Origin of the sequence: Streptococcus sp. SI1, from assembly GCF_030439945.1 — a bacterium.
Lineage (GTDB): Bacteria > Bacillota > Bacilli > Lactobacillales > Streptococcaceae > Streptococcus > Streptococcus intermedius.
Genome location: NZ_JAQFJE010000004.1, coordinates 72,165 through 89,239, shown reverse-complemented (window position 1 = coordinate 89,239; position 17,075 = coordinate 72,165). Strand labels below are relative to the sequence as shown.

The 17,075-nt window shown below is 37.2% G+C and carries 14 protein-coding genes; 6 read left to right on the top strand and 8 right to left on the bottom strand.

Annotation, left to right across the window (positions count from 1 at the left end; genetic code table 11):
- Window positions 1–13: 13 nt before the first annotated feature.
- The 5 genes from PCY10_RS06360 to PCY10_RS06340 form a co-directional block, all read right to left on the bottom strand.
- On the bottom strand, window positions 14–1,000 hold the full coding sequence (locus PCY10_RS06360; protein WP_003075362.1) for a LacI family DNA-binding transcriptional regulator: 987 nt from the start codon (window positions 998–1,000) through the stop codon (window positions 14–16).
- Window positions 1,001–1,010: 10 nt separating this feature from the next.
- The gene (locus PCY10_RS06355) at window positions 1,011–1,823 is read right to left on the bottom strand and encodes a DUF1189 domain-containing protein (RefSeq protein ID WP_301558945.1); all 813 of its coding nucleotides are present in this window, start codon (window positions 1,821–1,823) and stop codon (window positions 1,011–1,013) included.
- Between the two features lie 97 nt (window positions 1,824–1,920).
- The gene (locus tag PCY10_RS06350; RefSeq protein ID WP_003075356.1) at window positions 1,921–2,763 is read right to left on the bottom strand and encodes a sugar ABC transporter permease; all 843 of its coding nucleotides are present in this window, start codon (window positions 2,761–2,763) and stop codon (window positions 1,921–1,923) included.
- Between the two features lies 1 nt (window position 2,764).
- Window positions 2,765–4,060 (bottom strand): sugar ABC transporter permease, encoded by a 1,296-nt coding sequence (locus PCY10_RS06345; RefSeq protein ID WP_003040644.1) that lies wholly within the window; start codon window positions 4,058–4,060, stop codon window positions 2,765–2,767.
- 73 nt (window positions 4,061–4,133) lie between these two features.
- Complete coding sequence (locus PCY10_RS06340) at window positions 4,134–5,396, bottom strand: extracellular solute-binding protein (protein WP_003075353.1); 1,263 nt, start codon at window positions 5,394–5,396, stop codon at window positions 4,134–4,136.
- A gap of 328 nt (window positions 5,397–5,724) precedes the next feature.
- Here PCY10_RS06340 and malQ point away from each other — a divergent pair, with 328 nt between their 5' ends.
- The 4 genes from malQ (at window position 5,725) to nrdI (ending at window position 10,919) form a co-directional block, all read left to right on the top strand.
- Window positions 5,725–7,236 carry a 4-alpha-glucanotransferase gene (malQ, locus tag PCY10_RS06335; RefSeq protein ID WP_021003328.1) on the top strand — a complete coding sequence of 504 codons (1,512 nt, stop codon included), beginning with the start codon at window positions 5,725–5,727 and terminating at the stop codon, window positions 7,234–7,236.
- Window positions 7,237–7,273: 37 nt separating this feature from the next.
- Window positions 7,274–9,535, top strand: a complete 2,262-nt coding sequence (gene glgP, locus PCY10_RS06330; protein WP_021003327.1) for a glycogen/starch/alpha-glucan family phosphorylase — start codon at window positions 7,274–7,276, stop codon at window positions 9,533–9,535.
- A gap of 343 nt (window positions 9,536–9,878) precedes the next feature.
- Window positions 9,879–10,388 (top strand): hypothetical protein, encoded by a 510-nt coding sequence (locus PCY10_RS06325; protein ID WP_021003326.1) that lies wholly within the window; start codon window positions 9,879–9,881, stop codon window positions 10,386–10,388.
- 75 nt (window positions 10,389–10,463) lie between these two features.
- Window positions 10,464–10,919 (top strand): class Ib ribonucleoside-diphosphate reductase assembly flavoprotein NrdI, encoded by a 456-nt coding sequence (nrdI, locus tag PCY10_RS06320; RefSeq protein WP_009569662.1) that lies wholly within the window; start codon window positions 10,464–10,466, stop codon window positions 10,917–10,919.
- A 51-nt stretch (window positions 10,920–10,970) separates the two neighbouring features.
- On the opposite strand, the gene argS is transcribed toward nrdI, so the two are convergent.
- Complete coding sequence (gene argS / locus PCY10_RS06315) at window positions 10,971–12,659, bottom strand: arginine--tRNA ligase (RefSeq protein WP_021003325.1); 1,689 nt, start codon at window positions 12,657–12,659, stop codon at window positions 10,971–10,973.
- Between the two features lie 103 nt (window positions 12,660–12,762).
- Between argS and argR the strand changes: the two genes are divergently transcribed.
- Window positions 12,763–13,203, top strand: coding sequence for an arginine repressor (gene argR / locus PCY10_RS06310; protein ID WP_003075336.1), 441 nt, complete (start codon window positions 12,763–12,765; stop codon window positions 13,201–13,203).
- Between the two features lie 162 nt (window positions 13,204–13,365).
- Window positions 13,366–15,924, top strand: coding sequence for a DNA mismatch repair protein MutS (gene mutS, locus PCY10_RS06305; RefSeq protein ID WP_021003324.1), 2,559 nt, complete (start codon window positions 13,366–13,368; stop codon window positions 15,922–15,924).
- A 140-nt stretch (window positions 15,925–16,064) separates the two neighbouring features.
- Here the strand turns inward: mutS and PCY10_RS06300 are convergent, their stop codons facing one another.
- Window positions 16,065–16,523, bottom strand: coding sequence for a DUF3021 domain-containing protein (locus PCY10_RS06300; RefSeq protein WP_021003323.1), 459 nt, complete (start codon window positions 16,521–16,523; stop codon window positions 16,065–16,067).
- Entirely contained in the window at window positions 16,520–16,960 is a 441-nt protein-coding gene (locus tag PCY10_RS06295) for a LytTR family DNA-binding domain-containing protein (protein ID WP_041787618.1), read from the bottom strand. The genes PCY10_RS06300 and PCY10_RS06295 overlap by 4 nt, the downstream gene beginning before the upstream one ends.
- Between the last annotated feature and the right edge of the window lie 115 nt (window positions 16,961–17,075).

Here is a 17,075-nt window from a genome sequence, read left to right as displayed (position 1 = left end):
AAACTTCCTTTCTTTATTGTTCGATAATGCGATGTGGAATTAATTGGCGATAACAAATTTGTCGATTTTCTTTGGTATCATTGATAATTTGCAGGATGGTTTTAAAAGAAATTCGCCCCAGTTCTAGCGTATTAATATCAACATAGGCTGCTAAGTCAAGTTTTGGCTTGATAGAGTCAAATGATAATGTTGGGATGGTCAAGTGTTGTTCTTTTAAGTATTCACAAACCCCTTCAGCTAAGAGACTGTCTGTTGTGATAATGGCATCAATTTTTGAATCATGACTGAGAAGTCGTTTGGTGAATTGATAACCCTTTTCTTCCAAAAATTCATTTACAAAGGCTGTGTTTTGAGGATCGGATTCTAATTTGTAATCTTCTAGTGCTTTTTGATATCCTTTATAACGATCTTGTGTCACAAATAACCTTTTGCTACCACCAATAAAAGCAATGTTGCAGCAACCGTTTTTGATGAAGTATTCTGTTGCATCATATCCGGCTTGAATATTGTCATTGTCCACCAAAGGAATGAATGGTGAAAGAGATTTTCCTAAAATTAAGAAAGGAAATTGTTCTTCGCTGACCATTTTCACTAATGGATCATTTTCCTGAGAGTAGAGAAAAATGAGTCCGTCCACACGTTTCCCTAGAACCATTTGGGAAATAGCTTCCATGCGTTCTTTTTCATTTTTCCCGGTCGCAATTTGAATAGCGTAGTGAAATTCAGAAGCTACCTGAGCAATCCCGCGAAAGACTGAAGGGAAAAATGGATTTTGATAAAAAGCATCGGAATCATCAGGTAAAACAACACCAATGACTTGTGTGTAACTGCTAACAAGACTACGTGCATTAAGATTAGGATGATAATTCAATTCCTTCATAGCTTTACGAACCCTTTTTTTGGTCTCATCGCTAATGCTAGATTTGTTTTGGACCACACGGGTAACGGTAGAAGGTGAAACTCCTGCTAATTTAGCAACGTCTTTGATAGTGACTCGCATAAAAAACTCCTTACTTCTTAATTTTTTCATCACGGAACTGTGTTCGGTAAAAAATGATGACGAGATAGAGAACAAACAGAATATTTTGAATAGTAATCATAGTTGTAATAGCTTGACCGAATAATAATCCGGCTGCAACAGCAATCAATGTCGGCAGACCTAAGCAGTTCAAAGCAAAGTGATAGCATTCTTTGACTGTTCTAAAAGAAAAAAGACGGGATTTTTTAGTTAAGTAAAGGAAGAAAGTGGCTCCTAAAAGGACAATAAAGAAGTTTAATGTCAGTAAAAAACCTGAAATCAGCGTCAAAAATAGGCTAATGGTGACACGATTTTGTTGGAACCAATCCTGAGAAATAGCTGCACTAAGAGATTTTTTATTGTTCAAAGCAGCTTGATTGATATGCTGATATTGAATGTTTGCCAGCTTTTTTCCTTTTTTGCTGATAATCAGTTGTTTGGATCCAAAAGCAAGTGTTAGTTTTTCTCCTAAGGTAGACTGTTCTTGTCCTAGAAGAATAGTGCCAGCTTTGCTATTGTGGGTTGATTGCTGACCAGCATAGTGAAATTGATGATTTTCAATTTTAGCATTTTTTGTGATATCAGTCATCGCCTCCTTTGTGATAGGGTCAAAAACACCGTCTACGAAGGTAGTGAGTGGATAAGTTTTGAGAGATGCGTTTTGCATGGCAACCGGAATCATGGATAGAGAAATTAAAAAAATGCTTGTAAAAATCAGTTGAAACCAGGTCAGTAATTTTCGATTGGCAAAAGGCTTTTTAAAACCGGAAATACTAGAAAAATAATTAAATGGATAAGGTAGCATAAGACACTCTTTCTAAAGAATTATAATCAGGTGATGGCTAATAAAATTAAATTTATTAGCTATCATACAACTATAAATAAAAGAGGGTGGGACAAGATTATCCCTTGTCGCCACCACTTGTTAAACCAGATACAAAGTTCTTTTGTAGGAAGAAGAATAAGATACAGATTGGCAAGGCAATCAAGATAGCACCTGCTGAGAAGTAGGCAATCTTCAAATTCTTCACATCACTAACAAAGGTTTGTAAACCAACAGCAACTGTATAGAATTCTTTTTCACGAAGTAAGAAACTAGATAAGATATAGTCTCCAAATGGTCCCATGAAAGCCCAGAGAGCTTGTACAGCGATCATTGGGCGAACGAGTGGCAATACAATTTGCCAGAAGCGTCTAAAGTGACCAGCACCGTCCAATTTCGCGGACTCATCGAGTGAGATGGGAACCGTATCAAAGTACCCTTTCATGAGCCAAGCGTTCATTGGGATACCGCCACCAACGTAAAGGAAGATGAGGAACCAACTTTGGTTGAGTGCATTCAACATCAAAGCCATAACGAAGAAGGCGGTCAGAGCAGCCATTGTTGGTACCATTTGAATGATTAAGAAGAAGACCAGACTTTGTTTTCTAGCTAGGAAATTATAACGACTATAAGCGTAACCAGCTAGTACAACTATACTTGTTTGGATAATCATTGTCAAGATAGCAATGATTAAGGTATTAAAGTACCAAGTCCCATAAAGAGTTTCAGTAAAAAGCTTGCTAAAGTTCTCTAGGCTAAAATTAATATCTGTATCGAGTTTAAATGCAAGGACATTCCCTGTCTTGAAAGCAGACATAATCGTAATCAAGAGAGGATAGATAATGATAATAGATAAAGCCACTAGATAGAAATAAGTTAAAAAGTGGTTTAAACGGCGTTTAAATTTAATAGAATTATTCATCTCACACATCCTCCATATCAAATGCATGTAGTTTCTTGAACGCAATCATGGAGATTGAAATCACGATAAGAGAAATGATAAGTGTTACCGCAGCAGCCATTGAGTATTGAGGAGCTGCACCTGTCGTTAAACGATAAATCCATGAAATGAGGATGTCGGTCGAACCTGCACCACCACCAACTGTACCAGGACCGCCATCATTAAAGAGGTACATGATAGAGAAGTTGTTGAAGTTGAAAGTATACTGACTGATGAGTGTAGGAGCAGCAACTGCTAAAATCATTGGGAAAGTGATATTGCGGAATTTTTGCCATGCATTTGCACCATCAATGTAAGCTGCTTCGTAAAGATCGTTTGGAATGGATTGCAAGATACCAAGTGTCAATACATAAATGTAAGGGAAGCCAAGCCAACCTTGCATCATAATTAGAGCAACTTTAGTCCAGGTTGGATCTGTTTTCCAAGGAATCAGATGTCCATTTAAGAATGGCAATACTTTACCAAGAAGCGGAATGACTTGGGTATTGATCGCACCGATACTATCGTTGAACATGTTACTGAAAGTTAAGATAGTGATGAATGCTGGGACAGCCCAAGGTAGTAGGAAGATAACACCAAAAATGCGTTTTCCTTTAATAAATGGTTGGTTTGCAATAATAGCGGTAAAAATACCAATAACGATTTGGACAGTTGAGGCAGTCAGTGCCCAGATAATAGTCCAACCAAGAACGGCTCCAAAAGCAGAACGGAAAGTGCTAAGTCGCCAAATATTAGTGAAGTTTGTCACGCCAACCCAATCCAAGAGCTTGGTTGGAGGCAGATGTTGGAAATCATAGTTTGTAAAGGCGATTAAAAGAGTGACCAATACAGGGAAAATGATAGCAAAAGTCATTGCAATATATGAAGGAATAATCAATAGGTAAGGAAAACCATTAGCGTAAATTCCTTTTAACATATCTTTGAAAGTCGTAGGAACTGGATAATCATTATTCCAACGTTTCGCAATAGTATAAGCATCTTTTAGATTGAGAGCATAAAAGATGAAATAAACAATGACAAGAATAAAGTGGAATGCACCACGAATCAGCATGAAAAGAGAGTTGTCGCGTCCAGGCACCTCACCGAGAGTAATTAAGTTTCCTAACTCAGGAGCAGCAATGGCGAAAAAGTAAATCAAAAATAAGATGGTAACTCCTAAAAAGATAGCCCCTTTTGCTTTTTGTTTATTATAAATTTGCCCAAGTCCTGGGATGAGGGAGAGCAGCAATGCTTTACGTGGCTGTTGTTGTGTAGTCATCAGAGTCTCCTTTTTCTAAAATATAGAACTCGACTGGTGCTGCCAATCGAGTTCTATCCTACCTCAATCTGTTTTATTTTTTACCAAATTTTTGATTGATAGTATCTTTAATCAATTTAACGGCATCATTTACAGCGGTTTTAGTATCTTTTTTACCACTTACAGCATCAAAGAGCATACTTGCTGCTGGATCCCATACAGTACTCATTTCAGAGATATTTGGCATAGGTTGAGCAGATTGGAATTGTTTAATAACAGCTGAAGTCAATTCATCATTTTTTCCTTCAGCGTATTTACGAGCCTCTGTGTTTGCAGGTACTTCGTTTGTAGCATCATAGAAAGCTTTTTGTTGTTCAGTCGAAGTCAAGAAATTAACAAATTTTTGAGCTGCTTTGGCATTTTTAGATCCTGCAGGGATGACCCAAGCTTTACCACCACCAAAGGTTTGATAATTTTTACCATTTGGAAGTGTAGGAATAGTGGCAACACCATAGTTCACTTTAGCTTCTTTGAATGATGCAGCTTTCCAAGGGCCTTCAATGATAGCAGCTGTTTTACCTGATTGGAATTGAGTTTGAATTAAGTTTGCGGCACCTTTAGTATCTTGCATTCCTTTTGGCCATTTTGCATACCAAGTTTTAGCGTATTCAACACCTTTGATAGAACCGTCATTTGCCAGTCCAATGTCTTTAGGATCGGTACCGTTCTTACCAAAGACGTATCCACCATTACCCGCTAAAAGACCATAAGTATAATAGAAGTTTGTCCAGTCAGCGAGGAAAGCAGTTGTTTTGCCATTTTCGTTAGCAAAAGCATATTTGCTGTCTTTTGCAAGTTCTTCTAATTCAGCAAATGTAGTTGGAGCTTTAGAGATAAGATTTTTGTTATAGTACATTACTAATGTTTCAATAACAGCAGGTGCGCCATAAGTCTTACCTTTTGTTGTTACGAGTGCTTTGGTAGTATCATCTGTCATTGAACCTTTATCAAGTTTCATTTCAGAAAGTTGGCCGTCTGAGCCGAGACTACCTACACGGTCATATGGAGACATCATAACGTCTGGAGCTTTGCCAGATTGGTTGTCAAGTGAAAGATTTTCAAGACCTTTAAGTTGGTCGCCAGTTTTAATAGTAACTTTTGTTCCACTTTCTTTTTCAAAAGCTTCAGCTGCTTTCTTTACATATTTTTCGTATTGTTTTTCTACGTAAACAGTGAGGTTTTTACCATCACCAGAAGAAGCTGATTTATTATTTTTGCTACCGCAAGCTACTAGTAACAAACTAGCCAATCCTACAGTTCCAAGAACTGCAACACTTTTCAACATTTTACGTTTCATGATTTATTCCTCCTAAAGAATAAAATAATAGATAATAATTTAATTAGTTTACGCAAACGTTTTCTTAAACTAAGATTATTATAGCACAAATGGAAAACGGTTGCAACACTTTTTTAAAAAAATCTTAAAAAAAATTATTTTCCTATCCAAAAAATTTAATAAAATAATAGAAGAAAATGATTTAAACATCCAAAACATTTTAAAAAATTACAAAAAAAGCAGAAAAATGGTTGCGTCCATTCTGGAATTAAGTTATAATCAAATCAACGCAAACGTTTTCGTTAAATGAATACAAAATTTAACAGAAAAATTTATTGAGGTGAAAAAGATGAAAGAGCGTCAAAGTGGTGTTCTCATGCATATTTCTTCTCTACCAGGAAAATACGGAATCGGTTCATTTGGGCAAAGTGCTTACGATTTTGTCGATTTTCTGGTGAGAACTAAGCAACGTTACTGGCAAATATTGCCGCTAGGAACAACTAGTTATGGAGATTCTCCATATCAATCTTTTTCTGCATTTGCGGGAAATACACATTTTATTGATTTTGATCGATTGGTTGAAGAAGAATTGCTTGTGCAAAGTGATCTTGAAGGGCTAGACTTTGGTCAAGATCCCAGAAAAGTAGATTACGCAAAGGTATTTAATAATCGTAGGCCTGTGTTGGAAAAGGCGGTGAAACGTTTCTTAGAAGTTGATGATTTAGCAGCTTATGAAAAGTTTGTGGCTGACAACTCATCATGGCTCGAAGTATTTGTTGAATACATGGCGATTAAAGAGTATTTTGACTTGAAAGCTTGGACCGAATGGCCAGATGCGGCTCTTCGACGTCGTGAAGCAGCTAGTTTAGCCCATTATCGTGAAAAATTAGCTGACAGATTGACTTATCATCGTGTAACGCAGTATCTTTTCTTTAAACAATGGTTAGAATTAAAAGCGTATGCTAATGAACATTGCATTGAAATTGTTGGCGATATGCCAATCTATGTAGCAGCTGATAGCTGTGATGTTTGGGCACAACCACACTTCTTTAAAACAGATGAGCTAGGGCAACCTACATGCGTAGCGGGATGCCCACCAGATGAATTCTCTGCGACTGGCCAACTCTGGGGGAACCCAATTTATGACTGGGAAGCAATGGATAAAGATGGTTATAGTTGGTGGATTAAACGCCTACGCGAAAGCTTCAAGATTTATGATGTAGTACGTATTGATCATTTCCGTGGATTTGAATCTTACTGGGAAATCCCTGCGGGTTCTGACACAGCAGCTCCGGGTAAATGGGTAAAAGGTCCTGATTATGCTTTGTTTAAAGCTGTAAAGGAAGAATTGGGTGAACTAAATATTATCGCTGAGGATTTGGGCTTTATGACCGATGAAGTGATTGCTCTGCGTGAAAAAACGGGCTTCCCTGGCATGAAAGTCATTCAATTTGCTTTTAATCCAGAGTCTGAAAGTATTGATAGTCCACATCTTGCGCCTAATAATTCTGTGATGTACACAGGGACACATGATAACAATACTGTTCTTGGTTGGTATCGTGATGAAATCGATGATGCTACACGTGAATATATGGCTCAATATACCAATCGTAAGGAATATGAAACAGTACCTCATGCAATGTTACGGACTATTTTTTCTTCTGTCAGCTTTATGGCAATTGCAACCATGCAAGATTTACTTGAATTAGACGGTTCAGCTCGCATGAACTATCCATCAACTATTGGTGGAAATTGGTCCTGGCGTATGACAGCAGATGATTTGGATCCTGTGATTGAAGCAGAGTTATATAGCTTGACGAAAACATATCGTCGTTTAAATAAAAATTTATTAAAGAAATAGAATGAATTGTAACGTTCTTTTCTAGGTAGGAGAAAAAATGTCAAATTTACAAAAATTTATCCAACAAACTTATCAAAAAGGAATTGCTGAATGTAGCAATGAAGAATTGTATATTGCCCTTTTAAACTATACAAAATTGGCTAGTGCGCAAAAGCCAGTCAATACTGGTAAAAAGAAGCTTTACTATATTTCTGCCGAGTTTTTGATTGGGAAACTTTTGTCAAACAACCTGATTAACCTTGGCCTTTATGACAATGTTAAAAAAGAGTTAGCAGACGCTGGTAAAGATCTAATTGAAGTTGAAGAAGTAGAATTAGAACCTTCACTTGGAAATGGCGGTTTGGGACGTCTGGCTGCTTGTTTCCTTGATTCAATTGCGACTCTTGGATTGAATGGAGATGGTGTTGGACTAAATTATCACTTTGGCCTGTTCCAACAAGTCTTGAAAAATAATGAGCAAACAACAATTCCAAACTTTTGGCTAACTGAACAAAATTGGTTGGTAAAATCAAGCCGTAGCTATCAAGTTCCATTTGCTAATTTTACGTTAACATCAACTCTTTATGATATTGATGTGCCTGGTTACAAGACGGCTACTAAAAACCGCCTTCGTCTGTTCGATCTTGACTCGGTTGATGCAAGTATCATTGAAGATGGGATTGATTTTGATAAGACAGATATTGCTCGTAATTTGACTCTTTTCCTTTATCCAGATGATAGCAATAAACAAGGTGAACTGCTCCGTATCTTCCAACAATACTTCATGGTATCAAATGGTGCGCAATTGATTCTCGACGAAGCAATTGAAAAAGGTAGCAATCTTCATGACTTGGCTGACTACGCAGTTGTGCAAATTAATGATACTCACCCATCAATGGTCATTCCTGAGTTGATCCGGCTCTTGACTGCACGTGGGATTGAGCTTGATGAAGCAATCTCAATCGTTCGTAGTATGACTGCTTATACAAACCATACTATTCTTGCAGAAGCATTGGAAAAATGGCCACTTGAATTTTTAGAAGAAGTTGTTCCACAATTAGTTCCAATTATCAAAGAATTGGATAAACGTGTAAAAGCAGAATATGCAGATCCGGCTGTTCAAATTATTGATGAACACAATCGAGTACACATGGCGCACCTGGATATTCACTATGGATATAGTGTAAATGGTGTTGCAGCACTTCATACAGAAATTTTGAAGAACTCAGAGCTTAAAGCTTTCTACGATATTTATCCAGAAAAATTCAACAATAAGACAAATGGTATTACGTTCCGTCGTTGGCTCATGCATGCAAATCCACGTTTATCAAATTATATCGACAGTTTAATTGGTCGTGATTGGCATCATGATGCATCACATTTGGAAGAGTTACTTGAGGTGTCTAGCAAGGCTGATGTGAAAGCTGAACTTGAAAAAATTAAAGCTCACAACAAGCGGAAATTGGCTCGTCATTTGAAGGAACACCAAGGTGTTGAAATCAATCCAAACTCTATTTTTGATATCCAAATCAAACGTCTTCACGAATACAAACGCCAACAAATGAATGCTCTTTATGTTATTCATAAATATTTGGACATCAAGGCTGGGAATATTCCTGCACGTCCAATTACGGTCTTCTTTGGTGGTAAAGCTGCTCCAGCATACACAATCGCTCAAGATATTATCCATTTGATTCTTTGCTTGTCAGAGGTGATAGCTAATGACCCAGAAGTTTCTCCATATTTGCAAGTCGTCATGGTTGAAAATTACAATGTTACTGCAGCTAGCTTTTTAATTGCAGCTGGTGATATTTCTGAACAAATCTCACTTGCTTCTAAAGAAGCTTCAGGTACTGGTAACATGAAATTCATGCTGAATGGTGCATTGACACTTGGTACTATGGATGGCGCTAACGTGGAGATTGCTGAATTGGTAGGTCAAGACAATATCTACATCTTTGGTGAAGATTCTGAAACGGTTATTGACCTGTATGCGAAAGAAGCTTACAAATCAAGCGAATTTTATGCTCGTCAAACAATCAAGCCATTGGTTGATTTCATTGTTAGTGATGCGGTTCTCGCAGTTGGTAAGAAAGAACGCTTAGAACGTCTCTATAATGAATTGATTCATAAAGATTGGTTCATGACGCTTCTTGATTTAGAAGATTATATCGAAACGAAAGAACGTATGTTTAAGGATTATGAAGACCGTGATGTTTGGCTTGAAAAAGTTCTGATTAATATTGCGAAAGCAGGCTTCTTCTCAGCAGACCGTACCATTGCTCAATACAACGATGAAATTTGGCATTTGAACGCTTAGTTTAAAAGGATAAAGGACATTCTCAACTTTGACATATTGTTTTGAGGTTGTGGATAGAATTTGTAAAATTATAGTCCCAAGCTTGGAAGAAATCCTAATTAGCTTTTTGGGGGTGAGATAGAACTAAATGTTGTTTTATTCAGTTCTGCCTCACTCCCTTTTGTTCTGTGATTTTGAGTGGTTCTTGTCTATGTGAGACCATTGTACGTTTTAAGATACTATTATCATGATATTGGTCGTAGTCGGACAACCTTTTTGCGATTTTATTTCTTCTTATTGCCATTTTTGCTTGCTTACGTTATAATAAATAGAACTGGAAACTCTTTCGATTTGGAGGTTTATCGTGAAAAAACGACCAATTTATTTATATATTTTGTTGACGCTATCAGCTATTTTATCATCTTTTACATTTATAGGAACTTTTTTTGGTAGTGAAAAAATAACAAATACGAGTTCATACAAAGGTTTCTCTGAAACGGTGATAAAACAAATTGTGGAAGTGACTGAAAAAAGCCTTGTCTTTCTCCATAATGTTCCACACAAAGTATTAGTTGTCCTTTCTATTTTATTAGTGATTGCTGCCATCGTTTTCCTCATCAAACAAAACATTTTATACGCTAATTTTGCTTATATTGCATATGTGTTATTGGGTATGGTTGGAACAATTTACAATTACATCGGAGGGATGCCGCTAAATAATCTTTATAAAGATCAAGCGATGCGCGCCACAGCAATCACATCAACAAGAGTTTTAACTATTATTTATTTGGTCTTAAATATTCTTTTCCTTGTTGTTGTCTTTTTCAAAATGAAACAGCAGCAGCAAGACTTAACAAAAGAAGAATTGCAATAGTTAACAAAACATATCTATCAGCTTACAATTTTACAAGAATGATAGATGTGTTTTATTTTAGAAAGAGAGAAAACTATGAAAATTTCCTTAGTTTATATTAGTTTGAGTGGGAATACAGCGAGTTTTATCAAACGCTTATCTGAATTTTTGCAAGAGAGACATGAAAGCATTGAGATTGAGCAAGTGGATATAAAAGATATAGTGAAAGCAGGACGACCATTTTATGCCATATCTCAGCCGTTTATAGCTTTTTTGCCAACTTACTTAGAAGGTGGAAATGGTCTGGACAATGGCGATGTCGAAATTCTTACTAATGATTTAGGTGATTTTATTGCTTTTGAAGAAAATTATAAGCGTTGTTTTGGCATTGTTGGCAGTGGTAATCGTAATTTTAACAATCAATATTGTTTAACAGCTAAGCAATATTCACAGCGATTTGGCTTTCCGGTCTTAGATACATTTGAACTTCGTGGCTTGAATGAAGATATTAAACGAATTGGTCTAAAAATCGAAGAATTATACGGGCTATAAGACAAAAACCTATCGATATATCGATAGGTTTTTATGATACCATTAAAATAATTACATTTTTTCTGGAGCGTCAACACCGAGAAGACGAAGAGCTTCTTTTAGAACAACAGCTGTTGCATAGCTGAGAGCTAAGCGGCTGTCACGTTCAGGACTTTCGTCCAAAATACGAGTATGAGCGTAGAACTTGTTGAATGCTTGTGCAAGGCTGATAGCATATTTTGCAATGAGTGATGGATCATAATTGTCAGCTGCACGTTTAACAACACGGGCGAAATCTTGCAGCAGTTTAATGATTTCCCAGCTTTCAGCATCTTCGAGACTGTATGCTAGTTCAACACTTGGCTTAAAATCAGCTTTGCGAAGGATAGATTGGATACGCGCATAAGCGTATTGGATATATGGACCTGTTTCTCCTTCAAAGGACACCATTGCTTCCAAATCAAAGTCGTAACCGTTGCGGCGGTCTGTCTTTAAATCGTAGAATTTGACAGCTCCCACGCCGACAGCACGAGCAACAGCATCTTTGTTTTCAAGATCAGGATTTTTAGCTTCAATTTGGTTCTTCGCACGACTGATAGCTTCTTGAAGGGTTGGTTCAAGTAGAATGATATTACCTTTACGTGTAGATAATTTTTGCCGGTTCTTTGTTACCAAACCAAAGTCTACATGAATCATATCGTCGCTCCAATCGAATCCCATTTTCTTCAAAACGGCTTTCAATTGTCTAAAGTGGTTCGCTTGTTCTTGACCTACAGCATAAACATTTTTGACGAAGTTATAAGTACGGGCGCGATACATAGCTGTGGCAATATCACGGGTAATGTAGAGAGTAGCACCATCAGATTTCTTAATCATAGCTGGCGGAAGGTTGACATCATCAAGATTGACGATGCTTGCTCCTTTAGATTCTTCTAGCAATTCTTTTTCTTCAAGGAGCTTAATTCCTTCGTCCATCTTGTCATTATAGAAGGCTTCACCAGCTAGGCTATCAAATTCAACACCAAGCAATTTATAGATGCGGTTAAATTCTTTCAGACTTTCATCACGGAACCATTGCCATAATTCCGTAGCTTCAGGGTCACCGTCTTCTAATTTTTTGAACCAAAGGCGTCCTTCGTCATCAAGTTCAGGATCGGTTTCGATTTCTGCATTGATACGAACATAAAGTTTTAAGAGTTCATCAATGGGATTGGCTTCAATAGCTTCTTTGCTGCCCCATTTTTTATAAGCAACCATTAAAAGTCCGAATTGTTTTCCCCAGTCACCTAAGTGGTTGATTTTAATGGTGTTGTAGCCTAGTTTGCGGAAAATATTAGAGAGAGCATCTCCAATAACGGTGGAGCGCAAATGACCAACTGAGAAGGGTTTTGCAATGTTAGGACTCGAGAGGTCAATTGTGATGTTTTCTCCATGCCCCTCATCTTGTTGCCCGTAGTTATTTCCTTCTTTTACAATTTCTTTAATAACTTGAGCTGAAATTCTTGATTTATCAAGAAAGAAGTTTACATAAGGACCTGTTGCTACCACTTTTTCAAAGTTTGTCGTATCAACCTTTTCTGCAATATCTGTAGCAATGATTTGAGGAGCTTTACGTTCTACTTTTGCTAAAGAGAAAGCAGGAAAAGCAATATCTCCTAACTCTGAGCTTTTTGGTTGTTCTAGTAAATTTAAAATAGCATCTTGGTCTAAGCTGTCAATGACCTTAGCCAACTCACTTGCAATCAATTGTTTATTATCCATGGTTTCTCCTTTGGTCTTTTACTAGTATTTTAACATATTTTTTGACGAATCTTCAATCTTTTTGGTATAATTTAGGGTATAAATATACATTGTTGAGGATAAAATGAAAAAAACTGAACGTCATAAACTGATTAAAAAAATGATTAAGGAAGAAAAACTAAGCACACAGAAAGATATTCAGGATCGTTTAAAGGCACAAGGTATTGTTGTAACACAAACAACCCTCTCACGAGATTTACGAGAAATTGGTTTAACGAAAGCGAAGAAAAACAATGAAGTTTATTATGTTTTAGCGGATGATACACATAAGATTGATTTGGCTGAATTTTTATCTTATCATTTGCAAGGAGTTTCTCGAGCTGAATTTTCCTTAGTTCTCCATACTCGTTTAGGGGATGCTTCTATTTTAGCTAATTTTGTAGATGCCAATAAAGGAGAGTTGATTTTAGGAACGGTAGCAGGAGCCAACACGCTCTTAGTGATCTGTCGTGATACAGCAGCTGCGAAACAAATGGAAGAGCAGCTCCTTGAGAAAATGGATTAAGAGGAGAAGATGATGAAGCTGAGATAGAAGCGCTCAGCTTCCTTTATTTATATAGTTCTAATGACAAGATGTAATGTGAGTGGTATGACGAAATCAAGTGTCTCCGAAATATTTAATTTCTGTCCAACTCTCATTGCTATTTAATAAACGGAAAGGCTCAGAATGACAAAAGAAAAACTATCTCCGGGGATGCAACAGTATTTAGATATAAAAAAAGATTATCCAGATGCTTTTTTGCTATTTCGCATGGGAGATTTTTATGAATTATTCTATGAAGATGCGATCAATGCAGCACAGATTTTAGAAATTGCTCTGACTAGCCGTAATAAAAATTCGGAAAAGCCAATCCCGATGGCAGGAGTTCCCTATCATTCGGTGCAACAATATATTGATGTTTTAATTGAATCGGGCTATAAAGTAGCGATTGCAGAGCAGGTGGAAGATCCTAAAAAAGCAGTTGGTGTAGTCAAACGTGAGGTGGTACAAGTCATCACACCGGGGACAGCCGTTGATTCTTCAAAACCAGATAGTCAAAATAATTTCTTGGTAGCTTTAGATAAGCTAGAAGATTTCTATGGGCTAGCTTATATGGATGTGGTAACTGGTGAATTTCAGGTGACAACTCTCAGTGACTTTAACATGGTTTGTGGGGAAATTCGAAATCTACGAGCGCGTGAAGTGGTGTTGGGATATGAATTACCTGAAGCAGAGCACCAAGTGTTGGCAAATCAAATGAATTTGTTATTATCACAGGTGGAAACAGCTTTTGAAGATGTTCAGCTATTAGGAGATGATTTGTCTCGCCTAGAATATCAAGTAGCTGGGAAACTGTTAGAATATGTTCACCAGACGCAACTGCGTGAGCTTAGTCACTTAAAGCGAGTTCATCATTATGAAATTAAAGATTTCTTACAGATGAACTATGCAACTATGACAAGTCTAGATTTAACGGAGAATGCACGGACGGGGAAGAAGCATGGCAGTCTTTATTGGTTGATGGATGAGACGAAGACAGCTATGGGGATGCGACTTCTAAGAAGATGGATCCAGCATCCGTTGCTTGATAAGGAACGGATTCTTAAGCGACAGGATGTCGTACAAGTCTTTTTAGATCATTTTTTTGAGCGTAGTGATTTGACAGATAGTCTCAAAGGGGTTTATGATATTGAGCGCTTGGCAAGCCGTGTTTCTTTTGGGAAGACAAACCCGAAGGATTTATTGCAGTTGGCGGCAACATTGAGCAATGTCCCTCAGATTAAGGGAATTTTACAAGGAATCGATCATCCTGTTTTGGGACAGTTGATTGAAAACTTGGATGATATTCCAGAATTGGCAAATTTGATTCAGTCGGCAATTTCTCCTGATGCTCCAAATGTTATTACTGAAGGGAATATCATTCAAACTGGTTTTGATGAAACCTTAGATAAGTATCGAGTGGTTCTGCGAGATGGTACAAGCTGGATTGCCGATATTGAAGCGAAAGAAAGGGTGGCTAGTGGGATTAATAATCTAAAAATTGATTACAATAAAAAAGACGGTTATTATTTCCATGTTACTAATTCACAGTTGGAGCACGTACCTAGCCACTTTTTCCGAAAAGCAACGTTGAAAAATTCAGAACGATTTGGTACAGAGGAATTGGCTCGTATTGAAGGCGAAATGTTGGAAGCGCGTGAAAAATCGGCCAATTTAGAGTATGAGATTTTTATACGTATTCGGGAAGAAGCTGGCAAATATATCAAACGATTACAATCCTTGGCACAAACTCTAGCAACAGTGGATGTATTGCAGAGTTTTGCAGCAGTTGCTGAAAAGCAACACTTTGTACGCCCAGAATTTATTGAACGTCCTTCCATTGAAATCGATAAAGGACGGCATGCAGTTGTAGAAAAGGTTATGGGCGCACAAACTTATATTCCGAATAGTATTTCAATGGACGAGAATGTCAATCTTCAGCTAATTACAGGTCCAAATATGAGTGGGAAGTCAACCTATATGCGTCAATTAGCGATTATTGTTATCATGGCGCAAATGGGTTCCTATGTTTCAGCTGAACGTGCTCAATTACCAATTTTTGATGCCATCTTCACTCGAATTGGTGCAGCAGATGACTTGGTATCTGGGCAATCAACCTTTATGGTAGAAATGATGGAAGCAAATCATGCTATTTCTCAGGCGACTGAACACTCTCTTATTCTTTTTGATGAGTTGGGAAGAGGGACAGCAACATATGATGGGATGGCTCTTGCTCAGGCGATTATTGAATATATCCACAATCGAACAGGAGCAAAGACCCTTTTTGCCACACACTATCATGAGTTGACAGACTTGTCAACTAGCTTGACACAGTTAGAAAATGTTCATGTAGCAACTTTAGAAAAAGATGGGCAAGTGACCTTCCTTCATAAGATTGAAGCTGGTCCTGCAGATAAGTCTTATGGGATTCATGTCGCAAGAATTGCAGGTTTACCAAATGATTTGTTGATGAGAGCCGACCAGATACTAGCAAGACTAGAAGAACAAGCAAATGAGAAACCATCTCTCAATCCTTCTAATAAAGGAGCTAATGATAGCAAGGAAAATCAAGTATCTGAGCAGATATCTTTATTCACAGAAACAACTGAATCCCCTATTTTAGATGAACTACGTCAGTTGGATATTTATAATATGACCCCAATGGAAGTGATGCTAGCTATAGCTGAGATGAAAAAACATCTCTGATAGATACAACTATGCAAATGCCTAAAATAAATTCCTGTTTTTTTGTTCAGTTACTATTAAAGTAGGTAGGGTTTTGTATTGATATATAGTAGAATAAACTAAAACAACCACCAAGAATTCACTTGGTGGTTATTTCTTTACTATGGATTCTGTTTCTTCAATCCATTGTTGATTTGTTCAATTTTCTTTTTGGTTAGATAAAACAAGATTGCCCACAGGATGAGATATACAACAGTAAATTCTAAAATCAGCTGTAAGATAAAAATGAGTTTGCTAGGGAACCAGCCAGCTAGAAGAGCTAGAGGAATAAATCCTAGAATCATAAGACCATAATGGCAGATAGTTGCTTTGAGGATGCTCCAATCTTTTTTGAAAAGCTCTTTTCCTAGGCTAAAGAGCAAGCCAATAAAGCTCCAGATCACTGCGCAATAGAGCACAACTAAAGCTTCATGAATATGGTGTTGTTCCATCCAAAGACCAACTGTTGAATAAGGATTAAGTGGATGATAGACAGGAGCAAAAAAGTAAGAATAGATGGTGGATAAGAGTAGCCCGATTACAGTACCTCCTAGAGCATCTCTGAATAATGTTTTTTTCATAGCTGTAATTTCTCCTTTATGACTTTGAGATAACGGCGAGATGAATAAGTTATCTGACCGTTTTTCATTGCAATCTGAATCAGACCACTACCAGTCAATTTCAGATGATCGATATGTTTGATGTTAATGATTTCAGATTGGGAAATCTGTAGAAAATCAGTGGGAAGCAATTCCAAAACTTGATAAAGTGGAAGCCCTAAGAGATAAGTGTCTGTTGCTGTTTCGGCCCAAACTTGCCGATTTTCAGTATAGACGCGTTGTATCTCTGTGCTATTTAGTAGGTAAATTTCCTCCTCTTTTTTTGCTCGAATGGTTTTATTTTTACCAATATGTTGAGCAAATGTTAGTAGTTGTTGAACGGAATCCGACAAAACAGGCGCTTCAATAATGATCCTTTCTTCTGAAAATTTTTCGTCAATATGCATTTGAACTTTCATAAACATCCCTTCTTTCCAGATTATGTTGTCTTCCTAGTTTGTTGCTTGCTTTCCCATATTTCTAAATCTATTAAACATTATTTTAAAGGGGAATACAAGAGATTTTGCCTAATTG

Bases quoted from the DNA above. Each gene is read 5' to 3' on its own strand.
- PCY10_RS06360 (WP_003075362.1), bottom strand. From the start codon at position 1,000: ATGCGAGTCACTATCAAAGACGTTGCTAAATTAGCAGGAGTTTCACCT.
- PCY10_RS06350 (WP_003075356.1), bottom strand. From the start codon at position 2,763: ATGAATAATTCTATTAAATTTAAACGCCGTTTAAACCACTTTTTAACT.
- malQ (WP_021003328.1), top strand. From the start codon at position 5,725: ATGAAAGAGCGTCAAAGTGGTGTTCTCATGCATATTTCTTCTCTACCA.
- mutS (WP_021003324.1), top strand. From the start codon at position 13,366: ATGACAAAAGAAAAACTATCTCCGGGGATGCAACAGTATTTAGATATA.
- argR (WP_003075336.1), top strand. From the start codon at position 12,763: ATGAAAAAAACTGAACGTCATAAACTGATTAAAAAAATGATTAAGGAA.
- PCY10_RS06300 (WP_021003323.1), bottom strand. From the start codon at position 16,523: ATGAAAAAAACATTATTCAGAGATGCTCTAGGAGGTACTGTAATCGGG.
- argS (WP_021003325.1), bottom strand. From the start codon at position 12,659: ATGGATAATAAACAATTGATTGCAAGTGAGTTGGCTAAGGTCATTGAC.
- glgP (WP_021003327.1), top strand. From the start codon at position 7,274: ATGTCAAATTTACAAAAATTTATCCAACAAACTTATCAAAAAGGAATT.
- PCY10_RS06295 (WP_041787618.1), bottom strand. From the start codon at position 16,960: ATGAAAGTTCAAATGCATATTGACGAAAAATTTTCAGAAGAAAGGATC.
- PCY10_RS06345 (WP_003040644.1), bottom strand. From the start codon at position 4,060: ATGACTACACAACAACAGCCACGTAAAGCATTGCTGCTCTCCCTCATC.
- nrdI (WP_009569662.1), top strand. From the start codon at position 10,464: ATGAAAATTTCCTTAGTTTATATTAGTTTGAGTGGGAATACAGCGAGT.
- PCY10_RS06340 (WP_003075353.1), bottom strand. From the start codon at position 5,396: ATGAAACGTAAAATGTTGAAAAGTGTTGCAGTTCTTGGAACTGTAGGA.
- PCY10_RS06355 (WP_301558945.1), bottom strand. From the start codon at position 1,823: ATGCTACCTTATCCATTTAATTATTTTTCTAGTATTTCCGGTTTTAAA.